This window comes from Dactylosporangium sp. NPDC049140, assembly GCF_040648435.1.
In genome coordinates this window covers 40,115-56,179 of the sequence record NZ_JBEZDS010000029.1, presented here as the reverse complement: position 1 = coordinate 56,179, position 16,065 = coordinate 40,115, and the positions used below count along the sequence as shown (strand labels likewise).

Here is a 16,065-nt window from a genome sequence, read left to right as displayed (position 1 = left end):
GCGCCGCGGTGGGTCCACCGGTGCAGCTCCGCGGCCGCCCCGATGTCGTGGGCGCCGATCGTGTGTGCGCCCTGGGCGGCGTAGCGCAGGTACTCGACGTCCGGGGACGGCAGAACGTACAGGTGGGGCGTGCTCGGCCTCGGCGGCGGCCCGCATCCGGGCCAGGGCCGGGGCCGGGACGGGCGCGTCGGCCGCGAACGGGCGCCGGTCGGTGCGGCGCAGTCGCATGGTGCCGTAGGCCGTCAGGATGTCGCCCGTCGCGGGGCGTGCCCGTTCGATGCCGACGCGGGCCAGCAACATCGGCCGCCCGGCGTCGGGGAGCCGGTCGACCCGCGGCCCGTAGCCCGCGGCGTCCAGCGCCACGCGCGCGTGATGCAGCGCGGCGCCGCAGCTGAGAATCATGAGACGCCCGTCCGGGTCGAGATGCGGCAGCTGGCGGGCGGGGTCGGCATGCAGCTCCAGCACGTCGCCGCCGGTCCGCCAACGCCAGGGCTGGGTGTTCAGGATCGACGGGGCGAGCCGTGCGTCCCGGGCCGCCCGGAGCAGGGCCGTGTGCATTGCAATCCTCCTTCGGCGGTCGACGCCGTCATCGCCACCATCGACGGCCGGCTACAAGACGTTCGCGCCGCAGCGGCTGCCCGGTCCGGGCGGTTTGATGTGCCGTCCGGGGTGGAATCACTCCAAAATCAGGCGAGGCGATGAGGCACGAGCGACGACACCTCGGCCGTCGGCGCCTCACAACAGCGATTTGGGAACCTCGAGCGGACGCTCGATCGCGTCCTGCGCCGCGAGCACCGCCATGGCCTCGCGGTAGCCGGCGCGATCGAGCTCGCCGTCGATACGGCGCAGGACGGCGTTGCTTTCCAGGCGGGCCCGCCGCCGTTCTCCGGTGGCCGCCAACCAACGGGCCACCTGCGGGCGGTCCGCCGTCGCGGCGGCCCGGTCGTGGCGGATCGCGGCGACGTGCATGGCGATCAGCGCCGCGTAGATGCCGGCGACGAGCGCGCCGACGATCATCGTGGCCGCCATCCGAACCACCTCCTGGCAATCCTGTGGCGGGCTTCCGCCTCCATAGCCGACGCTATCGGCCGCTGGTCGCGATGGTCAGGGCCGAACGACCTGTCCCGTCAGGAGCGTTGCGAGGTGGACGACGGCCATCGGGCAGGGCGCGTGCTGTACGACGGCCTCGACCGTGCGTCGGGTGGCGTGCGCCGGCTCGGCCCGGGACGTGCGGGCGAAGGGCGCTCGTGGCGGCGAGTCGGCTCTGCCGGCCACGTTCGCGCATCGAACCGCTGCGTTGGAAGGCCGAGGGTCCCGTGAGGACGGGGCTGGAGACTTGGTATCGGCCGGACGTTCGGCCCGACCGCCGCCGTGGCGGGCGGGGGAGCGTTGACCGTAGGCCCGCTCCGAGGAGGTGCCCAATGCGCATCGATGGAACCGTCGTCGTGCCCGTCGACCGTGCGTGTGCTGCCGCCGCCGCGGTCCGGCTCGCCGTTGCCGAGGCGGCCCTGCGGCGTCGGCCGCTGGACCTGCTGGCCGCATACCGCCCCGAGCCCGACGAGGTACGGCGCGCCGCCGGATGCGTGCCGCGCGCAGCGGCGCGGCGGTGGCTGGCGGAGACCGCGGGGGGCGTCCGGAAGTCACATCCGCACGTGACCGTCCGGACGGAGCTGGTCGCCGGGGAGCCGGGCGGCGCGTTGATCGACCGCTCCCACGGCGCGGCGCTGGTCGTCGCCGGGGCCGGTGGAACGGCCGGCATCGGTGAGCGGGTGGCCGCCCACGCCGACGCTCCGGTCCTCGTCGCCCGGACCGCGCGCCGCCCCGGCGGCCCGGTGGTCCTCGGCGTCGACGGCTGGCTGCTGGCACCCGAAGCGGCGGCGTTCGCCTTCGAGGAGGCGACGATGCGCGGCGTCCCGCTGGTGGGGGTGTACGTCTGGCCCGTTGTGGCCGATGTCGCGCTGTCGGGTGTCGACCCGTTCGACTACGACATCGTCACCGCGCGTGACGAGGCCTACCGCGTGCTGGCCGAGGCGTTGGCCGGGTGGTCGGTGAAGTACCCGGACGTGCCGGTCGAGCACCGCACGGTGCTCGCCGCCCACGCCGGCGAGCAGCTCATCCAGGCGACTGCGGACGCGTCGATGCTCGTGCTCGGCGCCCGGTCGCACATCGGCGCCGGCGAGCTGATTCTGGGCTCGGTCACCCGGTTCGCCCTGCAGCTGGGGCGGTGCCCGGTCGCCGTGCTCCGACCGCAGCGGCGTCTCGCCTGATCCGGCGGGACGCGCAACGGTGCGGCGCCGTCCATACGGGTCGAGCCCGGATGGCGGCGTGCCGGGGCTGATCGGGTCGCCGCGGCGGCAGCCGTGCTGCGGAGGGCGATGGCGTCCGGTTGGCGCCACCTGCTGCCACGACGACCCCAGCCCATTGAACGCGCCCCGCACCGGCGGCCGGCATCCGTCGAGTGGCTGCATCCGGACGATCCCCGGCCTGGCCGTCCGGACGACCGCTTTCCGGTCACCCGAGGCGTGGGCGGGGCCACCCCGGGGCGCGGGCGAGCGCCACCCGCAGGGGGGCGAAGGCCACCCCCGAAGTCATGCTGTGTCCGGCTCTGCGCAGAGTTTCGCGCTCGTAACATCGGCACGTTCCACAAAACCTCGCCGCCGGCACGCCGTCGCGCTGTCCGGCCTTGGCCTCGTGCGCCCTTTTTTTCGCCCGCACGGCCAGTTCGAACCGGAGTTTCCATGGGCCTGCTCAAGTTGTTCACCGCCGCCGCCGTCAGCACCGTACTCATGCTCGGCACCGTCCAGGGGGCCGCCGCCGCACCGCCGCGCGCTCCCACCAAGGCCGGTCAAGATCACGCCGTCATCCTCGGCGACCCGGGAACCCGCAAGGCCGCGCAGCCCGGCGCGCCGCTGCCCAAGGTCAAGGGTTCGGTACCGCTGAAGCGTGACCTCTCCGTGCGCCCGAAGGCTCAGGCCACCTTGGCCGGACCGTCGACGCTCGCGGCGCCGGCGGCCGCCAAGGTCGGGCTGCGCGCGCTCGTCGTCGGCGTCGACGCGGCCGACTGGGGCATCGACACCTGGCGCTCGACCCTCGATCGCGTCGGCGCCGCGTACGACGTGCTGCTGACCAGGAACCAGCCGCTCACCGCGGCCACCCTGACCAGGCCCGACGGCGCCGGCAAGTACAACGCGATCCTGCTCACGAGCAGCATGCTGCTGTACGACAGCGGCGGCGCCTACGTCAGCGGACTCGACGGCACCGAGTGGAACACCCTGTGGGCCTACGAGCGCGACTACGCCGTGCGCCAGGCCACGCTTTACACCAGCTACGGCACCTACCCCGAGGACTACTGCCTGTCCGCGTCCAGTGAGGCCTCCATCGGCGACGCGATCCTGCCGGCGTCGCTGACCACGGCCGGCGCGGGCGTGTTCGATGCGCTCAAGTCGACCGCCAAGGTCCCGATCCTGCAGTCGTACGTGTACCGCACCCGCGTCACCGCCGGTTGCGCCGCCGACCCGGTGCTCGTCAACGGCGCCGACGTGCTCGGCGTGCGGACCACGTCCACGGACGGGCGGGAGCGCCTCGCCCTCACCTTCACCTCCAACCAGTACCTCACGCAGTCATACCTGCTCACGTACGGGATGTTCCGCTGGGCCAGCCGCGGGCTGTTCCTCGGCGAGCAGCGGCACTTCCTCGATGTCGACGTCGACGACTGGTTCAACACCGCGGACCACTACTACCCGGACGGGCACGTCGAATCCGACCCGGGCTGGGCGATGACCGGCCACGAGGCGTACAACGCCAACCAGCGCCAGGTCGCGCTGCGCGCCGCCTACCCGCTCGCCTCGGGTCTCACCCTGAACCTCGCCTACAACGGCGGCGACGCGAACCTCAACGCCGGCACGACGTGCAGCCCCAACGGCAACGCGAGCACGCTCACCGCGACGAGCCGGTGCCTGGCCACGAAGTTCCGCTGGATCAACCACACGCTGACCCACCCGGAGCTCAACACCACCGACTACGCGACCACGACCAACGAGATCGCCGGGAACCGCACCGTCGCCACCCAGCTCGGCCTGCCGCAGCCCAACACGATCCTCAAGACGGGGGAGTACTCCGGCCTCGGCGTCTACAACGACAACCCGGACGACGACGTCGACCCGCCGACCGACCACGGGCTCGCCGCCTCCAACCCGCAGTTCCTCGCCGCGGCGAAGGACCTCGGCGTGAAGTACGTGCACGGCAACATGTCGTTCCCGAGCCACGTGCCCGACTGCTTCAACTGCGCCCGGGTGCACCCGCTGGAGCCCAGCATCACCGTGGTGCCGGACTGGCCGACGAACATCGCGTACCACACCACGACCCCGGCCGAGGAGACCGCGTTCTACAACTCGTTCTACGGGCCCGCGGGGAAGTTCCCGTTCTGGCCGACGAACCTGACCTACGCGCAGCTGCTCGACGCCGAGGCCGAGGTCGCGCTGGCCCACCTCGCCACCGGATCGCTGTACACGCACACCTTCCACATCGCGAACCTGCACGACTACGGCTCGGGCAAGACGCTGCTGACCGACTGGCTCGACCGGGTACTGGCCAAGTACAGCGCCTACTACAACGTGCCGGTGCTCAGCCCGGACTGGCCGACCCTGGCCGCGTACGCGACCCAGCGCAACGCGCACTTCGCGGAGCTGCGCGGCGGCGCCGACGCCGTCTACGACCCGGCGGCGCGCACCATCACGGTCACCGCTCCGCTGGCCGGCTCGCTGACCGTGAGCGGCGCCTCGGGGACCGGCTCGACCGCGTACGGCCCGGAGGTCTCCTCGCGGCTGACGCTGGGCAGCACCGCGGTGACCGTCCCGGCGAGCCCGCGCTCATGAGGGTGGCGCTGGTGTCGGAGGGCACCTACCCGCAGGCGCTCGGCGGGGTGAGCGTCTGGTGCGACCAGCTCGTGCACGGCCTGCCCGAGCACCGGTGGGAGGCGATCGCGCTCACCATCGACGGCAACGAGACGGTGCGGTGGGAGCTGCCGGCGAACCTCGAGCGGGTGATCGCGATTCCACTGTGGAGCGCCGAGCCCCGCCGGCCCCGGGTGCGGCGCCCGGGCCGGGCCACGCGCACGATGTTCCACGCGGCGCTGGACGCGTTCCTGGCCGCGCTCGTCACGGTGCCGGAGCCGGATCCCCAGCGGGGGGCCGTCCAGCGCAGCCGGTTCCTGACGGCGCTGCGGGGGCTGTACGAGTACGCGGCCGACGGCGGCGACGTGGCGGGCGCGCTGCGCTCCAACGCGGCGCTGGGCCGGCTGCAGGACCGGTGGGGCGAGGCCGACAAGGGGCGGCTCACGCTCGCCGACGCGGCCCACGCGACCGGGCTGATCGGCAACATGCTGCGGCCGCTGAGCGTGCCGCCGCCGCGGGCCGACGTGGTGCACTGCGCGATGAACGGGCTCTCGACGCTCGTGGCGATGGCGGCGAAGTGGGAGTACGAGACGCCCATGCTCATCTCCGAGCACGGCGTCTACCTGCGGGAGCGCTACCTGGAGCAGGTCGGCGGGGAGCTGCCGCACGCCGTCGCCGCGCTGCTGCTGGCCTTCCAGCGCGGCCTGGCCGGGGCCGCGTACCAGTTCGCCGACGCCCTGGCGCCGCATTCGGCGTACAACCGGCGCTGGCAGCTGCAGAACGGCGCCGACCCCGACCGGATGTGGACGATGTACAACGGGATCTCGCCGGAGCTGTTCCCGAGCGCCCGCACCGAGCCGGACGAGCCGACGATCGTCTACGTGGGACGGATCGACCCGCTCAAGGACCTGCACACGCTGATCCGGGCCTTCGCCCGGGTCCGTGCGCGGGTGCCCGACGCACGGCTGCGCATCTACGGGGCGGCGATCGATCTGCGGTACCGCGACAGCTGCCGCGCCCTCATCGAGGGCCTGGGCCTGGCGAACTCGGCCCGGATGGAGGGCAGCGCGCCCGACGCCGTCGCGGCGTACCACAGTGGCAACGTCGTGGCGCTCACGAGCATCTCGGAGGGGTTCCCGTACTCGGTCATCGAGGCGATGGCGTGCGGCCGGACCATGGTGTGCACGAACGTCGGCGGGGTCTCGGAGGCGGTCGGCGACACCGGGTTCGTGGTCGCGCCGCGCGACCCGGCGGCTGTCGCCGACGCGTGCGTGACGCTGCTGCTGGATCCGGCGCTGCGCCGGGACATGGCGGCCCGGGCCCGGCAGCGGGTGCTCGACCGGTTCACCCTCGCGCAGTCGCTGGACGCGTACCGCAGCCTGTACGAGCGGCTGATCGTGCCGACCGCGCTGGGTGCACGGGGGCCAGCGGCGGCGCTGCGATGACGGCCGTCGGGGCGCGCCCGGGCTCGATGGCCCTGGCCGCCCGCGGCTGGGCGGCGGCGGCCACGGTCGCGCTGCCGATCGTGTCCCTCGCGCCGCGGCCGGAGCGGCCCGGGACCGGCGTGGACCCTGTCGACGCGCTCGCCGCGGAGCTGCACGACCGCGCCGTCGGCGGGTTCGTGGACGGATTACAGGTGGCCGCGCTCCTGGAGGCCCAGGGCGTCACCGACCGCGACGCCCGGGTGGGCTACGGCTACGCCGACGTGTTCGCGCTCGCCGGTGCGGTACACCGGCGGCTGTCCGGTCGTGAGGAGCCCCCGGCTCGCCGCCGGGCCCGGCGCCGCGGGTGGCGGGAGCTGCTGCACGGCGGGCTCTACCTGCTGCCGAGCGTGCTGTTCCCGGCGGTCATCACGGCCGCGCCGCGCCCACCGGTGGTCGCGATCGTCGCCGCCGGCCTGCTCGGCTGGGTGTGGTCAGGTGGCCTGACCTGGCTGGCGCACCAGCACGTCAACGCCGGCGACGAGTCCGCCGCGGGCCGGCTGCTGGCCCGCGGCAGCGTGCTCGGGGTCGCGGCGGCGGGGGCGCTCGGTGCGGCGATCACGGCGGTGAGCGGCGACCCGATCGCCGCGGTGCTCGTGCCGGCCGTGACGGTGTACCAGCTCGCCGCGACCATCCTGCTGTTCTTCCGCGACGAGGCCTGGCTGGTGACCCTGATGGCGCCGGCGGTCGTGGCCGGCGGCGGGTTCGTGCTCGCCGGGGACTGGCCGCCGGTGGCCGCGATCGTGCCCGCGGTGGTCAGCATCGCGGTCACCTTCGGCGTCGCGCTGAGCCGGGCGCTGCAGGTGCCCGGCGCGGCCGGCGCCGGCGCGTCGGGGTCCGGCCGGTTGCGCACGGTGATGCGCGGCCGGTGGGGCACCTTCGCGCTGGTCGTGCTCTCCACCGCGCTGCTGGCCACGCTGGTCCTGCTGCCCCAGGCACCGCTGCTCGCGCACCACTTCGACGTGCTGCTGGCCACGGTGCCGCTGGTGGTGTCGATGGGCTTCGTCGAGTGGCGGGCCCGCCGGTTCGGCGAGCGGGCCCGGGAGCTGCTGCACGACCCCTGGGCGCCGGCGGGCTTCCGGTGGCGGCTGTGGTGGCGGCTGGCGCTGGACCTCGGCGCGTGTGCGCTCGTCGCCGGGGCCGGCGCGGCGGTCGTGCTGGCCGCCCTGGGCGGGGCCGGGCGCCTCACCCCGGCCGTGGCGGCGATGGCCGCGGCGAGCGTGCTGCTGGCCGGCGCCGTCCTGCTCGTGTTCGTCCTGGCGGCGCACGGCGGCTACCTGCGGCTCTGTGTCGCGCTGGCCGCCGCGCTGCTGGCGCACACCGCCTTCCTCGGCAGCGTCGCGCTGCTGCTCGGGCTGCTCGTGGCGGCCCTCCTCCCGTCGCTGGGCCGCGTGCGGCAGTACCGGTGACGGCTTCCACCAAGACGACGCCTTAGGGCGGTGCCTGGGCACCGTCGGACTTCAATTCGAAAGCGGGAAACCATATGCACGCGGTCATCATGGCCGGTGGCAAGGGCGTGAGGCTGCGCCCCTTCACCACCGCCCTGCCCAAGCCCCTGATGCCGATCGGCGAGCGGCGAGCGATCCTGGACATCCTCCTGGAGCAGCTGGCGGCCCGGGGCTTCGCCTCGGTCACGCTCGCCATCAACCACCTCGGCCCGCTCATCCACGCGTTCGTCGGCGACGGCTCGCGCTGGGGCCTCGACGTCAGCTACGCCGAGGAGCGGGTGCCACTGTCCACCGCCGGTCCGCTGTTCCTCGTCAAGGACGAGCTGCCCGAGCACTTCCTGGTCATGAACGGCGACCTGCTCACCGACCTCGACTTCGCCGACCTCCTGGCCCGGCACCGCCGCGGCGGGGCGCCGCTGACGATCGCGACCGCGGCCCAGACGACCCGGATGGAGTTCGGCGTCCTCGACGTCGTCGAGGACCGGGTCGTCGGCTTCACCGAGAAGCCGTCGTACCGCCACCGCGTCTCGATGGGCATCTACGGGATGGCCCGCAAGACGCTGGAGCCGTACCCGCCGGGCCTGGCCCTCGGCTTCGACCGGCTGATCCAGGACCTGTTGCGGCAGGGGGAGTTCCCGGACAGCTACGACTTCGAGGGGGTGTGGCTCGACATCGGGCGGCCCGAGGAGTACGACGAGGCCAACCGCCGCTTCGGCGAGCTCGAGCCGGCCCTGCTTCCCGTGCGCAGCGAGGTGGCGGCGTGAGCGGTCCGGAGCGGAGTGGAGGGGCCGCTCACCAGCGGCACAGTTTGTTCGCGCCGGCGCCGGAGCTTGCGGAGGTGGCGGCGTGAAGCGACTGCGGATCCTCCTGTTCGGCGCGTCCGGCTTCGTCGGCTCCAGCGTCGCCGCCACGCTCGCCGCCGACCCGCGGGTCACGAGCCTCACCAGTCCGGGCCGCGCGCAACACGACCTCGTCACCGGCGGCATCGCCGCCCTGACCGCGCTGGTGCGCCAGGCGAGCCCCGACGTGGTCGTCAACTGCACCGGCCGGCTCGGCGGCACCGCCCTGGACCTGCTCGAGGCCAACACGGTGGCGACCGTCCGGCTCATCGACGCGGTCGCGGCCGCGGCCCCGGGCGCGCGGCTGGTCCGGCTCGGCTCGGCGGGGGAGTACGGCCCGGTCGCGCACGGCGTCAGCGTCGCCGAGGACCACCCGTGCGCGCCGGTCGGCGAGTACGGCACGACCCACCTCGCCGGCACCCGCCTGCTGCAGCTGGCCACCGCGGCCGGGCAGGTCGACGGGGTGACGCTGCGCTTGTTCAACCCGATCGGGCCCAACCTCAACCGCGACAACCTGCTCGGCCGGGCCGCGGTGCTCATCCGCGACGCGCTGGCCGGGGCGGCCGGACAGGTGCTGCTCGGGCCGCTCGGCGCGTACCGCGACTTCGTCGACGTGCGCGACGTGGCCGCGGCGGTCACGGCCGCGGCCACCGCGTCCGAGCCCGGCGCCGGCGTCGTCAACATCGGCAGCGGGCGCGCCGTGACCGCGCGCGAGGCCGTACGGCGGCTGGCGGAGACGGCCGGGTACAGCGGCGCGATCATGGAGCAGGGGGCCGGTCCGGCCCGGTCGGCCGGGGTCGACTGGATCCGCGCCGACATCACCCGGGCCGAGGCGGTGCTCGGCTGGGTGCCGACCCACACCCTCGCCGAGTCGGTGAAGCAGATCTGGGCCACGCTCGACGGCGCGGGGCGGTGAACGGCTCGCTGGCGCGCGGGGCCGCGCTCGCCGCGACCGTCGCGCTCGCCGTCCCGGGCTGCTCGGGCGGTGGTCAGGACGGCTCGCCGGTGGCCGGGGACGGTTGGGTGTACCAGCTGCAGGGCTACGACGACGACGGGCTCGCGGCGATCGCGCGGGCCCCGCAGCGCCTCGCCGTCATCGACCTGGCCCGGGACGCGGGCTCGAACTGGTTCCGGCCGGACGAGATCGCCGCGCTGCGGGCGTCGGGCAAGCGCGTCCTGGCGTACTTCGAGATCGGCAGCGTCGAGAAGTTCCGGCCGGAGTACCCGGCGCTGGCCCGCGAGGCCGGCGACCTCGTGCTCAACCGCTGGGAGGACTGGCCGGACGAGTACTTCGTGCGGTACTGGGACGAGCGGTGGTGGGACCGGGTCGTGCGGCCGCGCCTCGACCGGGCCCTGGCCGCCGGCTTCGACGGCGTGTACCTCGACACCCCGCTCGCCTACGAGGAGCTCGACCTGGGCCTGGCCCCCGGCTGGACCCGCGAGCGTCTCGCGCTGGCGATGGTCGGGCTCGTCGACCGGATCGGCCGGTACGCCCGCGAGCGGCGGCCCGGCTTCTGGGTGGTACCGCAGAACTCGCCCGAGCTGCGCCGCTACCCCGGCTACACCGACGCGATCGACGGCATCGGCATGGAGGAGCTGTTCTTCCGCGCCACCGACCGGCCCTGCACCGAGGACTACTGCGCCGAGAACCTCGCCGACGCCCGCGCCCTGCGCGACGCCGGCAAGCTGGTGCTCGCCGTCGACTACGCCCGGCGCCCCGCCGCCGTGCGCGACGCCTGCACCCGCTACCGCACCGAGGGCTTCCTGGGCACCGTCACCACCCGGGAGCTCGACCGCGTCGCCGCGCCCTGCGGCTGACCGGCAACCAGCACCGGACATACAGCACCGTACGACCAGCACCGGACGACCAGCACCGGACAACCAGCACCGGGGCAATCAACACCGAGAGGAACACCGCACATGGCACGCAGCATCGGCGTGATCGGGATGGGCTACGTCGGCCTGACCCTCACCGCCGCCCTGGCCCGCAAAGGCTTCACCGTCCACGGCGTGGACGTGCAGCCGGCCGTCGTCGACTCGCTCAACCGCGGCCATCCGCACATCTACGAGCCCGGCGTCGCCGAGGCGTTCGCCGAGCACGTCGGGCGGAACATCTTCGTCGACACGGCCCTGCCCAACGGCGCGGTCGACGCCGCCGTGATCTGCGTGTCCACGCCGGTCGACGAGCGTACCCGCCGGCCCGACCTGACCAGCCTCGCCGCCGCCGCCCGCCACGTCGCCGAGGCGTGCACGCCCGGCACGCTCGTCGTGGTGCGCAGCACCGTGCCGGTCGGCGCGAGCCGGCGCATCGTCCTGCCGCCGCTGCGCGCCGCGTGGGGCGAGGCCCGGCTCGTGATGGCGCCCGAGCGCACCATCCAGGGCCAGGCGCTGCGCGAGCTCGTGGAGCTGCCGCAGGTGGTCGGGGGCCTCGACGAGGAGAGCCTGCTCGACGGGCTCGACCTGTTCGGCGGGCTCGCCGAGCGGCTCGTGCCCGTCTCCGGCCTGGAGACCGCGGAGCTGGTGAAGCTGTCGAACAACTGCCACACCGACGTCATCTACGCGTACGGCAACGAGGTCGCGCTCATCGCCGAGCGGCACGGCCTCGACCCGCTCGAGGTGATCGGCGCGGCCAACCTCGACTATCCGCGGCCCGATCTCGCCCGGCCCGGGTACGTCGGCGGCGGCTGCCTGTCCAAGGACCCGTACATCATGCTCAGCGAGAGCGGCGACCGGCAGCCGTTCCTGATCGAGCCGGCCCGCCGGCTCAACGAGTTCATGCCGGTGCACGTGGCGCGGACCGTCGTGGAGCTCATCCGGCAGGAGTGCGGCGGCACGGAGGGCATGACGCTGGCGGTGCTGGGCTGGGCCTACAAGGGCTGGCCGGCCACCGACGACATGCGCGGCACCCCGATCGCGACGATGATGCCGGTCTTCTCCGCGGCGGGCCTCACCGTGCTCGGCCACGACCCGCTCGTCTCCGACGCGGTCATGCGGCAGTACGGCGGGGAGCCGATCAGCATCGACAAGGCCTTCAGCGAGGCCGACGCCGTGCTCTTGGTCAACGACCACCCCGACTACCGCGCGATCGAGCCCGACTCCGTGCTCGGCGTGGGGCACCCGGCCGTCGTCTTCGACTCCTGGCGCATCCTCGACGAGGAGGCGCTGCGGGCCGCCGGCGTTCGCTACGCCGGCATCGGCTACCAGCCGCAGGGGGTGCTCGCATGAGGGCGCTGCTGCTCGGCGGGGCGGGCTTCATCGGCCTGCACCTGGCCCGCCGCCTGCTCGACGACGGTTGCGAGGTGTCCATCGTGGACGACTTCTCCCGCGGCCGCAACGACCTGGACCTCGGCGAGCTGGCCCGCGGGCCGCGCCTCGGCGTCCAGCACGGCGACCTCACCGACCCGGCCACGTGGCGGGTGCTGCCGCACGGCTGGGACCAGATCTACCTGCTGGCCGCCGTCGTCGGGGTGCGCAACGTCGAGGCCGACCCGGCCCGGGTGGTGCGCGTCAACAGCCTCGCCGTGCTGCACCTGCTGGACTGGGTCGCGGCCGGGGAGCACGTCTTCTTCGCCTCGACCAGCGAGGTCTATGCGGGCGCCGTCGACGCCGGGATCGCCCCCGTGCCGACCGGCGAGTCGGTACCGGTCACCGTCGGCGACGTCACCGCCCCGCGCTACGCCTACGCGGTGAGCAAGCTGCTCGGCGAGGCGGCCGTCGTCCACGGCGCGCGGGCCAAGGGCTTCCGGGCCGTGGTGGGCCGGTTCCACAACGTGTACGGGCCCCGGATGGGCACCGACCACGCCATCCCGGAGCTCACCCTGCGCGCGCTGCGGGGCGAGCGGCCGCTGCGGGTGCCGGGGGCCGACCAGACCCGGGCCTTCTGCTACGTCGACGACGCCGTCGAGGCGATGGTCCGCCTCATGGCCAGCCCGCGGGCGGACGGCCGGATCGTGCACATCGGCGACGACACCGCCGAGACCGGCATCGCCGACCTGGCCAAGCTCGTCCTGCGGCTCACCGGCGCCGACGCCGAGATCGAGCCGGCCGCGGGCGCGCCCGGCGCGGTCACCCGGCGCTGCCCGGACCTGACGCTGCTGCGGGACCTGACCGGGTACCAGCCGACCGTGCCGCTGGAGGAAGGCGTGCGGCGCACCGTCGAGTGGTACCGCCGATGAGCGACGCGCCGCCGATCGTGTTCTACTACGGGACCGGCCGGGTCGCCGAGCTGGCCGACTACCCGCGGGCGGTCCTGCAGCCGGAGTTCTACCGGCCGCCGGAGCTGCACCGGCTGCGCGCGGCGGGCACCGAACCGCTGGCGTACCTGTCGCTGTCGGAGGACCAGGGCCCACCGGCGCCGTGGCAGCGCGCGGAGCGCAACCCGGACTGGGGCGGCGCGTTCGTGCACGTCGGGCACCCCGGCTGGCGCGAGCACGTGCTGGGCCAGGCCCGCGACGCCGTGGATGCGGGCTTCGCCGGGCTGTTCCTGGACACGCTCAACGTCGAGCTGACGTTCCCGGAGGACCTACCGGCGCTGATGGAGCTCGTCGCCGCGATCCGCGCGGTGCCCGGCTCCGGCTACGTGCTGGCCAACCGGGGCTTCGGGCTGCTGCCGGAGCTGGCCGGGCACGTCGACGGCATCCTCTTCGAGTCGTTCTCGGCCCGCTGGACCGCGGACGGGTACGCGCCGTGGCCGCCGGACATCCTCGAGGGCCACGCCCGGGTCGCCGAGGAGCTGCCGCGCTACGGCGTCGACCTGTACGCGCTGGACTACGCCGACTCGCCCGGCCTGGCCGACTTCGCCCGCCGCCGCGCCGCGCTCTTCGGCATGCAGTGCGTCATCAGCGACCGGGCGCTGTCGCTCGTGTGAACCGTTGGTCGGGGCCGTGCGCTTTCATCGCTCGGCCCCGACCGGCTCCTCGTGCACCGCGCGGGCCTCGTCCGGGTTCAGGATCAGGAAGACGCGGCCCGCGGCCACGCCGGCGAGCAGCTGGACGAGCAGGTACAGCAGCGCGAGGTACCACGGCAGCAGCCCCATCGCGGTGAGCCCCAGGGTGACCGCCGGGTTGAACGCCGCCCCGGACACGCGGCCGACCGCGATCGCGCCGGCCACGACGGTGAAGCCGATCGCGAGGCCGTAGAACGAGTTGTTCGGGTTGCTGCGGCTCGTGGCCACGTTGAGCATCACGTAGGCCAGCGCGAACGTGAACAGGAACTCGGCCAGCAGCGCCGCGGCGAGCTGCCGTCCGTCCGGGTTGAGCTGGCCCACGGCCGCGGGGTTGACGACCCAGAGCGCGAACGCCGCGCCGATGACGCCGCCGAGCACCTGGGCCGCCCAGTAGGCGATGGCGTCGGGCCGCGCCATGCGCCGCCGCACGAGCACGGCGAGGGTGAGCGACGGGTTGTAGTGCCCGCCGGACACGTGCGCGCCCGCGTAGACCATCACCATGAGCACGGCCCCGATCGCCAGCGGCGCGAGGGGCGCGTTCGACAGCACGCTCGTGCCGACGGTGAACAGCAGGAAGAAGGCTCCGACGAACTCGGTCGCATAGGCTCCATACCGATGCATGGGGCGTTTCTTCCCCGCGGCGGCCGACTTAGGCCGACCGGTGCCCGACGGTCGCGGTACCGATCCGGGCGTCCGGCCCCGGGAAGACGACGGTACGCCGGCCGTCCTCCCACTCCACCGTGTACGGCGGCGTCCCGTCGCCGTGCCCGATCTCGACGATCACACCCACGCGGCGGGCGTCGCCGACGTGGTTGCCTTCCAGCACGATCTGGTCACCGACATTTGCGTTCATGGCTACCTCGCCACCTCCAGAGACGTCACGTCCGGACTCGACTACCCGCGCCGCGCCGCCGCACACAGGACCGGCCGCGGGACTTGCCGGGATAACTCTTGCTATATAGAGTTATCCCGCGGCCCTTCAACTCGGGTTCGGAGCGTGTGATGCCGGTCTTCGTCGTGCTCGTGGTTCTCATCGTGGTCGCCGCGGTCTGGTTGCTGTCCGGCCGGGACCGCGGCGACCTGCCGGCGCGGGTCGCCGCCTTTGCGGTCCGCCGGCTGCCGTCGCACCGCCGCGAGTGGGGCCGAGCCATGCTCGCCGAGCTCGGCCACATCGACGGCCCCGGCGCCCGCCGGCGCTTCGCCGCCGGGGTGCTGTGGGTCGGGCTGTTCCCGCCGCCCGAGCGCCGCGCCCGGGTCGCCCTCGTCGCCGGGGCGGGGCTGGCCGGTGCGGCGACGGGCAGCCTGGCCGCCGCGCGGGCGGTGCCGAGCCTGTGGCTGTTCATCACCGTGCTCGGCGGGCTCCTCGGCGGGTACGCCACCCTCGCGGCCGCCCGGCATCCGCGCCCGGCCCGCACGGCGCACGAGCGGGTCGTGGCCGGCACGGCGCTGGCCGGCGTCGCCGCCGCGGTCGCCGTCGTGGTCGCCATCGCCGCGGTCCACCCGGCGGCGACGGCCGACGACGCCCACGTCCTGACGGTGATCTTCGCGCTCGTGCTGACCGCGTACCTCGTCGTCGCGCTGGCCCGGCCCCGGGGCGGCGCGGACACGCCCGCGGTGCTGTGGTGGGGGCTGGGCGGCGCCGTCGCGGCGGCCGTCGCCTGGACCGCGCCGGGCCTGACGGGCGGGGTCGCGCCGCTGGTGCCGCCCGTTGCCGCGGCCGTGGTGCTGTTCGTGGCGGTCGGCGCCGCGCTCCGTGCGGACGACCGCGCGGCGGGCGTGCGGGCCGGGTGGCTGGCCGTGGTGCTGGCCGCGCCGCTGCACTTCGCGCTCGGCGTGGGCGTCGTGCTCGGGCAGGGGCGGTTCGCGCTCGGCACCGCGTACGACGTCGCGGCGTTCCCGCACAGCGGCTACCCCGACGTCGCCAGCTACGTGCTCGGCGACGCGATCGGCGGCAACCTGATCGCCGGCCTCGTGCTCACGCCGCTGCTGCTCGGCGGCCTCGCCCTGCTCGGCGCCGCCGCGGGCCCGCGCCTGCTCCCGGCCTCCGGGGGCCTCAGGCGGGGCTGATGTGCGCGGCGACGACCCGCCAGCCGAGGTCCGCGTCGCGGGCCCAGGTGCGGGTGTAGCGCAGCCGGGCGTCGAACGGCGCGCCGTCGTAGGTGCCGGTGACGGTACCGAGGAAGAAGGTGACGCCCAGATCGCCGATCAGGAGCAGGTCGAGATCCTCCTCCACGAGACCGGTGACGACCGACGTGCCGCTGCGGTGGGCGGCCAGGTCGTCGGCCTTGGTGACCTTGCTGCCGTCGGGGCCGATGGCGATCAGCCGGTCGTCGAGCAGCGTGTCGAGCGCGGCCACGTCGCCGGCGCGCTGGGCGGCCTGGAGGCGGCGCTCGGCCTCGAACAGGGCCTGGGAGTCGGTCATGGGTGCATTATCCGCCGGGGTCCGGGCAGCATGGCACC

The 16,065-nt window shown here is 74.3% G+C and carries 16 protein-coding genes; 12 read left to right on the top strand and 4 right to left on the bottom strand.

Features of this window, described 5'->3' with window-relative positions; translation table 11 throughout:
- The first annotated feature begins 129 nt into the window (after window positions 1-129).
- Window positions 130-702, top strand: a complete 573-nt coding sequence (locus tag AB0B76_RS35900) for a hypothetical protein (protein WP_360383893.1) — start codon at window positions 130-132, stop codon at window positions 700-702.
- A 33-nt stretch (window positions 703-735) separates the two neighbouring features.
- On the opposite strand, the gene AB0B76_RS35895 is transcribed toward AB0B76_RS35900, so the two are convergent.
- The gene (locus AB0B76_RS35895) at window positions 736-1,029 is read right to left on the bottom strand and encodes a hypothetical protein (RefSeq protein ID WP_360383891.1); all 294 of its coding nucleotides are present in this window, start codon (window positions 1,027-1,029) and stop codon (window positions 736-738) included.
- Window positions 1,030-1,421: 392 nt separating this feature from the next.
- On the opposite strand from AB0B76_RS35895, the gene AB0B76_RS35890 reads away from it, so the two are divergent.
- From AB0B76_RS35890 to AB0B76_RS35845, 10 genes are all read left to right on the top strand, one after another.
- Window positions 1,422-2,267 carry a universal stress protein gene (locus tag AB0B76_RS35890; protein WP_360383889.1) on the top strand — a complete coding sequence of 282 codons (846 nt, stop codon included), beginning with the start codon at window positions 1,422-1,424 and terminating at the stop codon, window positions 2,265-2,267.
- 471 nt (window positions 2,268-2,738) lie between these two features.
- Window positions 2,739-4,874: a hypothetical protein gene (locus AB0B76_RS35885; RefSeq protein WP_360383886.1), complete on the top strand. Its 2,136-nt coding sequence runs from the start codon at window positions 2,739-2,741 to the stop codon at window positions 4,872-4,874.
- An 11-nt stretch (window positions 4,875-4,885) separates the two neighbouring features.
- Window positions 4,886-6,337 (top strand): GT4 family glycosyltransferase PelF, encoded by a 1,452-nt coding sequence (gene pelF / locus AB0B76_RS35880; RefSeq protein ID WP_360383883.1) that lies wholly within the window; start codon window positions 4,886-4,888, stop codon window positions 6,335-6,337.
- Complete coding sequence (locus tag AB0B76_RS35875) at window positions 6,334-7,782, top strand: hypothetical protein (RefSeq protein ID WP_360383880.1); 1,449 nt, start codon at window positions 6,334-6,336, stop codon at window positions 7,780-7,782. The genes pelF and AB0B76_RS35875 overlap by 4 nt, the downstream gene beginning before the upstream one ends.
- Window positions 7,783-7,856: 74 nt before the next feature.
- Window positions 7,857-8,585, top strand: coding sequence for a sugar phosphate nucleotidyltransferase (locus tag AB0B76_RS35870; protein ID WP_360383877.1), 729 nt, complete (start codon window positions 7,857-7,859; stop codon window positions 8,583-8,585).
- A gap of 82 nt (window positions 8,586-8,667) precedes the next feature.
- Window positions 8,668-9,576, top strand: coding sequence for an NAD(P)-dependent oxidoreductase (locus AB0B76_RS35865; RefSeq protein WP_360383874.1), 909 nt, complete (start codon window positions 8,668-8,670; stop codon window positions 9,574-9,576).
- Window positions 9,573-10,478, top strand: a complete 906-nt coding sequence (locus AB0B76_RS35860; RefSeq protein ID WP_360383872.1) for an endo alpha-1,4 polygalactosaminidase — start codon at window positions 9,573-9,575, stop codon at window positions 10,476-10,478. The genes AB0B76_RS35865 and AB0B76_RS35860 overlap by 4 nt, the downstream gene beginning before the upstream one ends.
- Before the next feature lie 102 nt (window positions 10,479-10,580).
- The gene (locus tag AB0B76_RS35855; RefSeq protein ID WP_360383869.1) at window positions 10,581-11,885 is read left to right on the top strand and encodes a nucleotide sugar dehydrogenase; all 1,305 of its coding nucleotides are present in this window, start codon (window positions 10,581-10,583) and stop codon (window positions 11,883-11,885) included.
- Window positions 11,882-12,835, top strand: a complete 954-nt coding sequence (locus tag AB0B76_RS35850) for an NAD-dependent epimerase/dehydratase family protein (RefSeq protein ID WP_360383867.1) — start codon at window positions 11,882-11,884, stop codon at window positions 12,833-12,835. Before AB0B76_RS35855 ends, AB0B76_RS35850 begins: the two co-directional genes overlap by 4 nt.
- Window positions 12,832-13,527, top strand: a complete 696-nt coding sequence (locus AB0B76_RS35845) for a hypothetical protein (RefSeq protein WP_360383865.1) — start codon at window positions 12,832-12,834, stop codon at window positions 13,525-13,527. Before AB0B76_RS35850 ends, AB0B76_RS35845 begins: the two co-directional genes overlap by 4 nt.
- Window positions 13,528-13,551: 24 nt before the next feature.
- Here the strand turns inward: AB0B76_RS35845 and AB0B76_RS35840 are convergent, their stop codons facing one another.
- Both AB0B76_RS35840 and AB0B76_RS35835 read right to left on the bottom strand, forming a co-directional pair.
- Entirely contained in the window at window positions 13,552-14,226 is a 675-nt protein-coding gene (locus AB0B76_RS35840) for an aquaporin (protein WP_360383863.1), read from the bottom strand.
- Between the two features lie 28 nt (window positions 14,227-14,254).
- On the bottom strand, window positions 14,255-14,458 hold the full coding sequence (locus AB0B76_RS35835) for a DUF1918 domain-containing protein (RefSeq protein WP_360383860.1): 204 nt from the start codon (window positions 14,456-14,458) through the stop codon (window positions 14,255-14,257).
- Between the two features lie 149 nt (window positions 14,459-14,607).
- On the opposite strand from AB0B76_RS35835, the gene AB0B76_RS35830 reads away from it, so the two are divergent.
- Complete coding sequence (locus tag AB0B76_RS35830) at window positions 14,608-15,672, top strand: hypothetical protein (RefSeq protein ID WP_360383857.1); 1,065 nt, start codon at window positions 14,608-14,610, stop codon at window positions 15,670-15,672.
- Here the strand turns inward: AB0B76_RS35830 and AB0B76_RS35825 are convergent.
- Window positions 15,659-16,027 carry a nuclear transport factor 2 family protein gene (locus AB0B76_RS35825; protein WP_360383855.1) on the bottom strand — a complete coding sequence of 123 codons (369 nt, stop codon included), beginning with the start codon at window positions 16,025-16,027 and terminating at the stop codon, window positions 15,659-15,661. The two genes, AB0B76_RS35830 and AB0B76_RS35825, sit on opposite strands and share 14 nt — an antisense overlap.
- Window positions 16,028-16,065 lie beyond the last annotated feature (38 nt).

Coding starts and splice junctions, on each gene's coding strand:
- AB0B76_RS35875 (WP_360383880.1), top strand. CDS start 6,334: ATGACGGCCGTCGGGGCGCGCCCGGGCTCGATGGCCCTGGCCGCCCGC.
- AB0B76_RS35845 (WP_360383865.1), top strand. CDS start 12,832: ATGAGCGACGCGCCGCCGATCGTGTTCTACTACGGGACCGGCCGGGTC.
- AB0B76_RS35895 (WP_360383891.1), bottom strand. CDS start 1,029: ATGGCGGCCACGATGATCGTCGGCGCGCTCGTCGCCGGCATCTACGCG.
- AB0B76_RS35835 (WP_360383860.1), bottom strand. CDS start 14,458: ATGAACGCAAATGTCGGTGACCAGATCGTGCTGGAAGGCAACCACGTC.
- AB0B76_RS35885 (WP_360383886.1), top strand. CDS start 2,739: ATGGGCCTGCTCAAGTTGTTCACCGCCGCCGCCGTCAGCACCGTACTC.
- AB0B76_RS35825 (WP_360383855.1), bottom strand. CDS start 16,027: ATGACCGACTCCCAGGCCCTGTTCGAGGCCGAGCGCCGCCTCCAGGCC.
- AB0B76_RS35890 (WP_360383889.1), top strand. CDS start 1,422: ATGCGCATCGATGGAACCGTCGTCGTGCCCGTCGACCGTGCGTGTGCT.
- AB0B76_RS35850 (WP_360383867.1), top strand. CDS start 11,882: ATGAGGGCGCTGCTGCTCGGCGGGGCGGGCTTCATCGGCCTGCACCTG.
- AB0B76_RS35840 (WP_360383863.1), bottom strand. CDS start 14,226: ATGCATCGGTATGGAGCCTATGCGACCGAGTTCGTCGGAGCCTTCTTC.
- AB0B76_RS35855 (WP_360383869.1), top strand. CDS start 10,581: ATGGCACGCAGCATCGGCGTGATCGGGATGGGCTACGTCGGCCTGACC.
- AB0B76_RS35830 (WP_360383857.1), top strand. CDS start 14,608: ATGCCGGTCTTCGTCGTGCTCGTGGTTCTCATCGTGGTCGCCGCGGTC.
- AB0B76_RS35870 (WP_360383877.1), top strand. CDS start 7,857: ATGCACGCGGTCATCATGGCCGGTGGCAAGGGCGTGAGGCTGCGCCCC.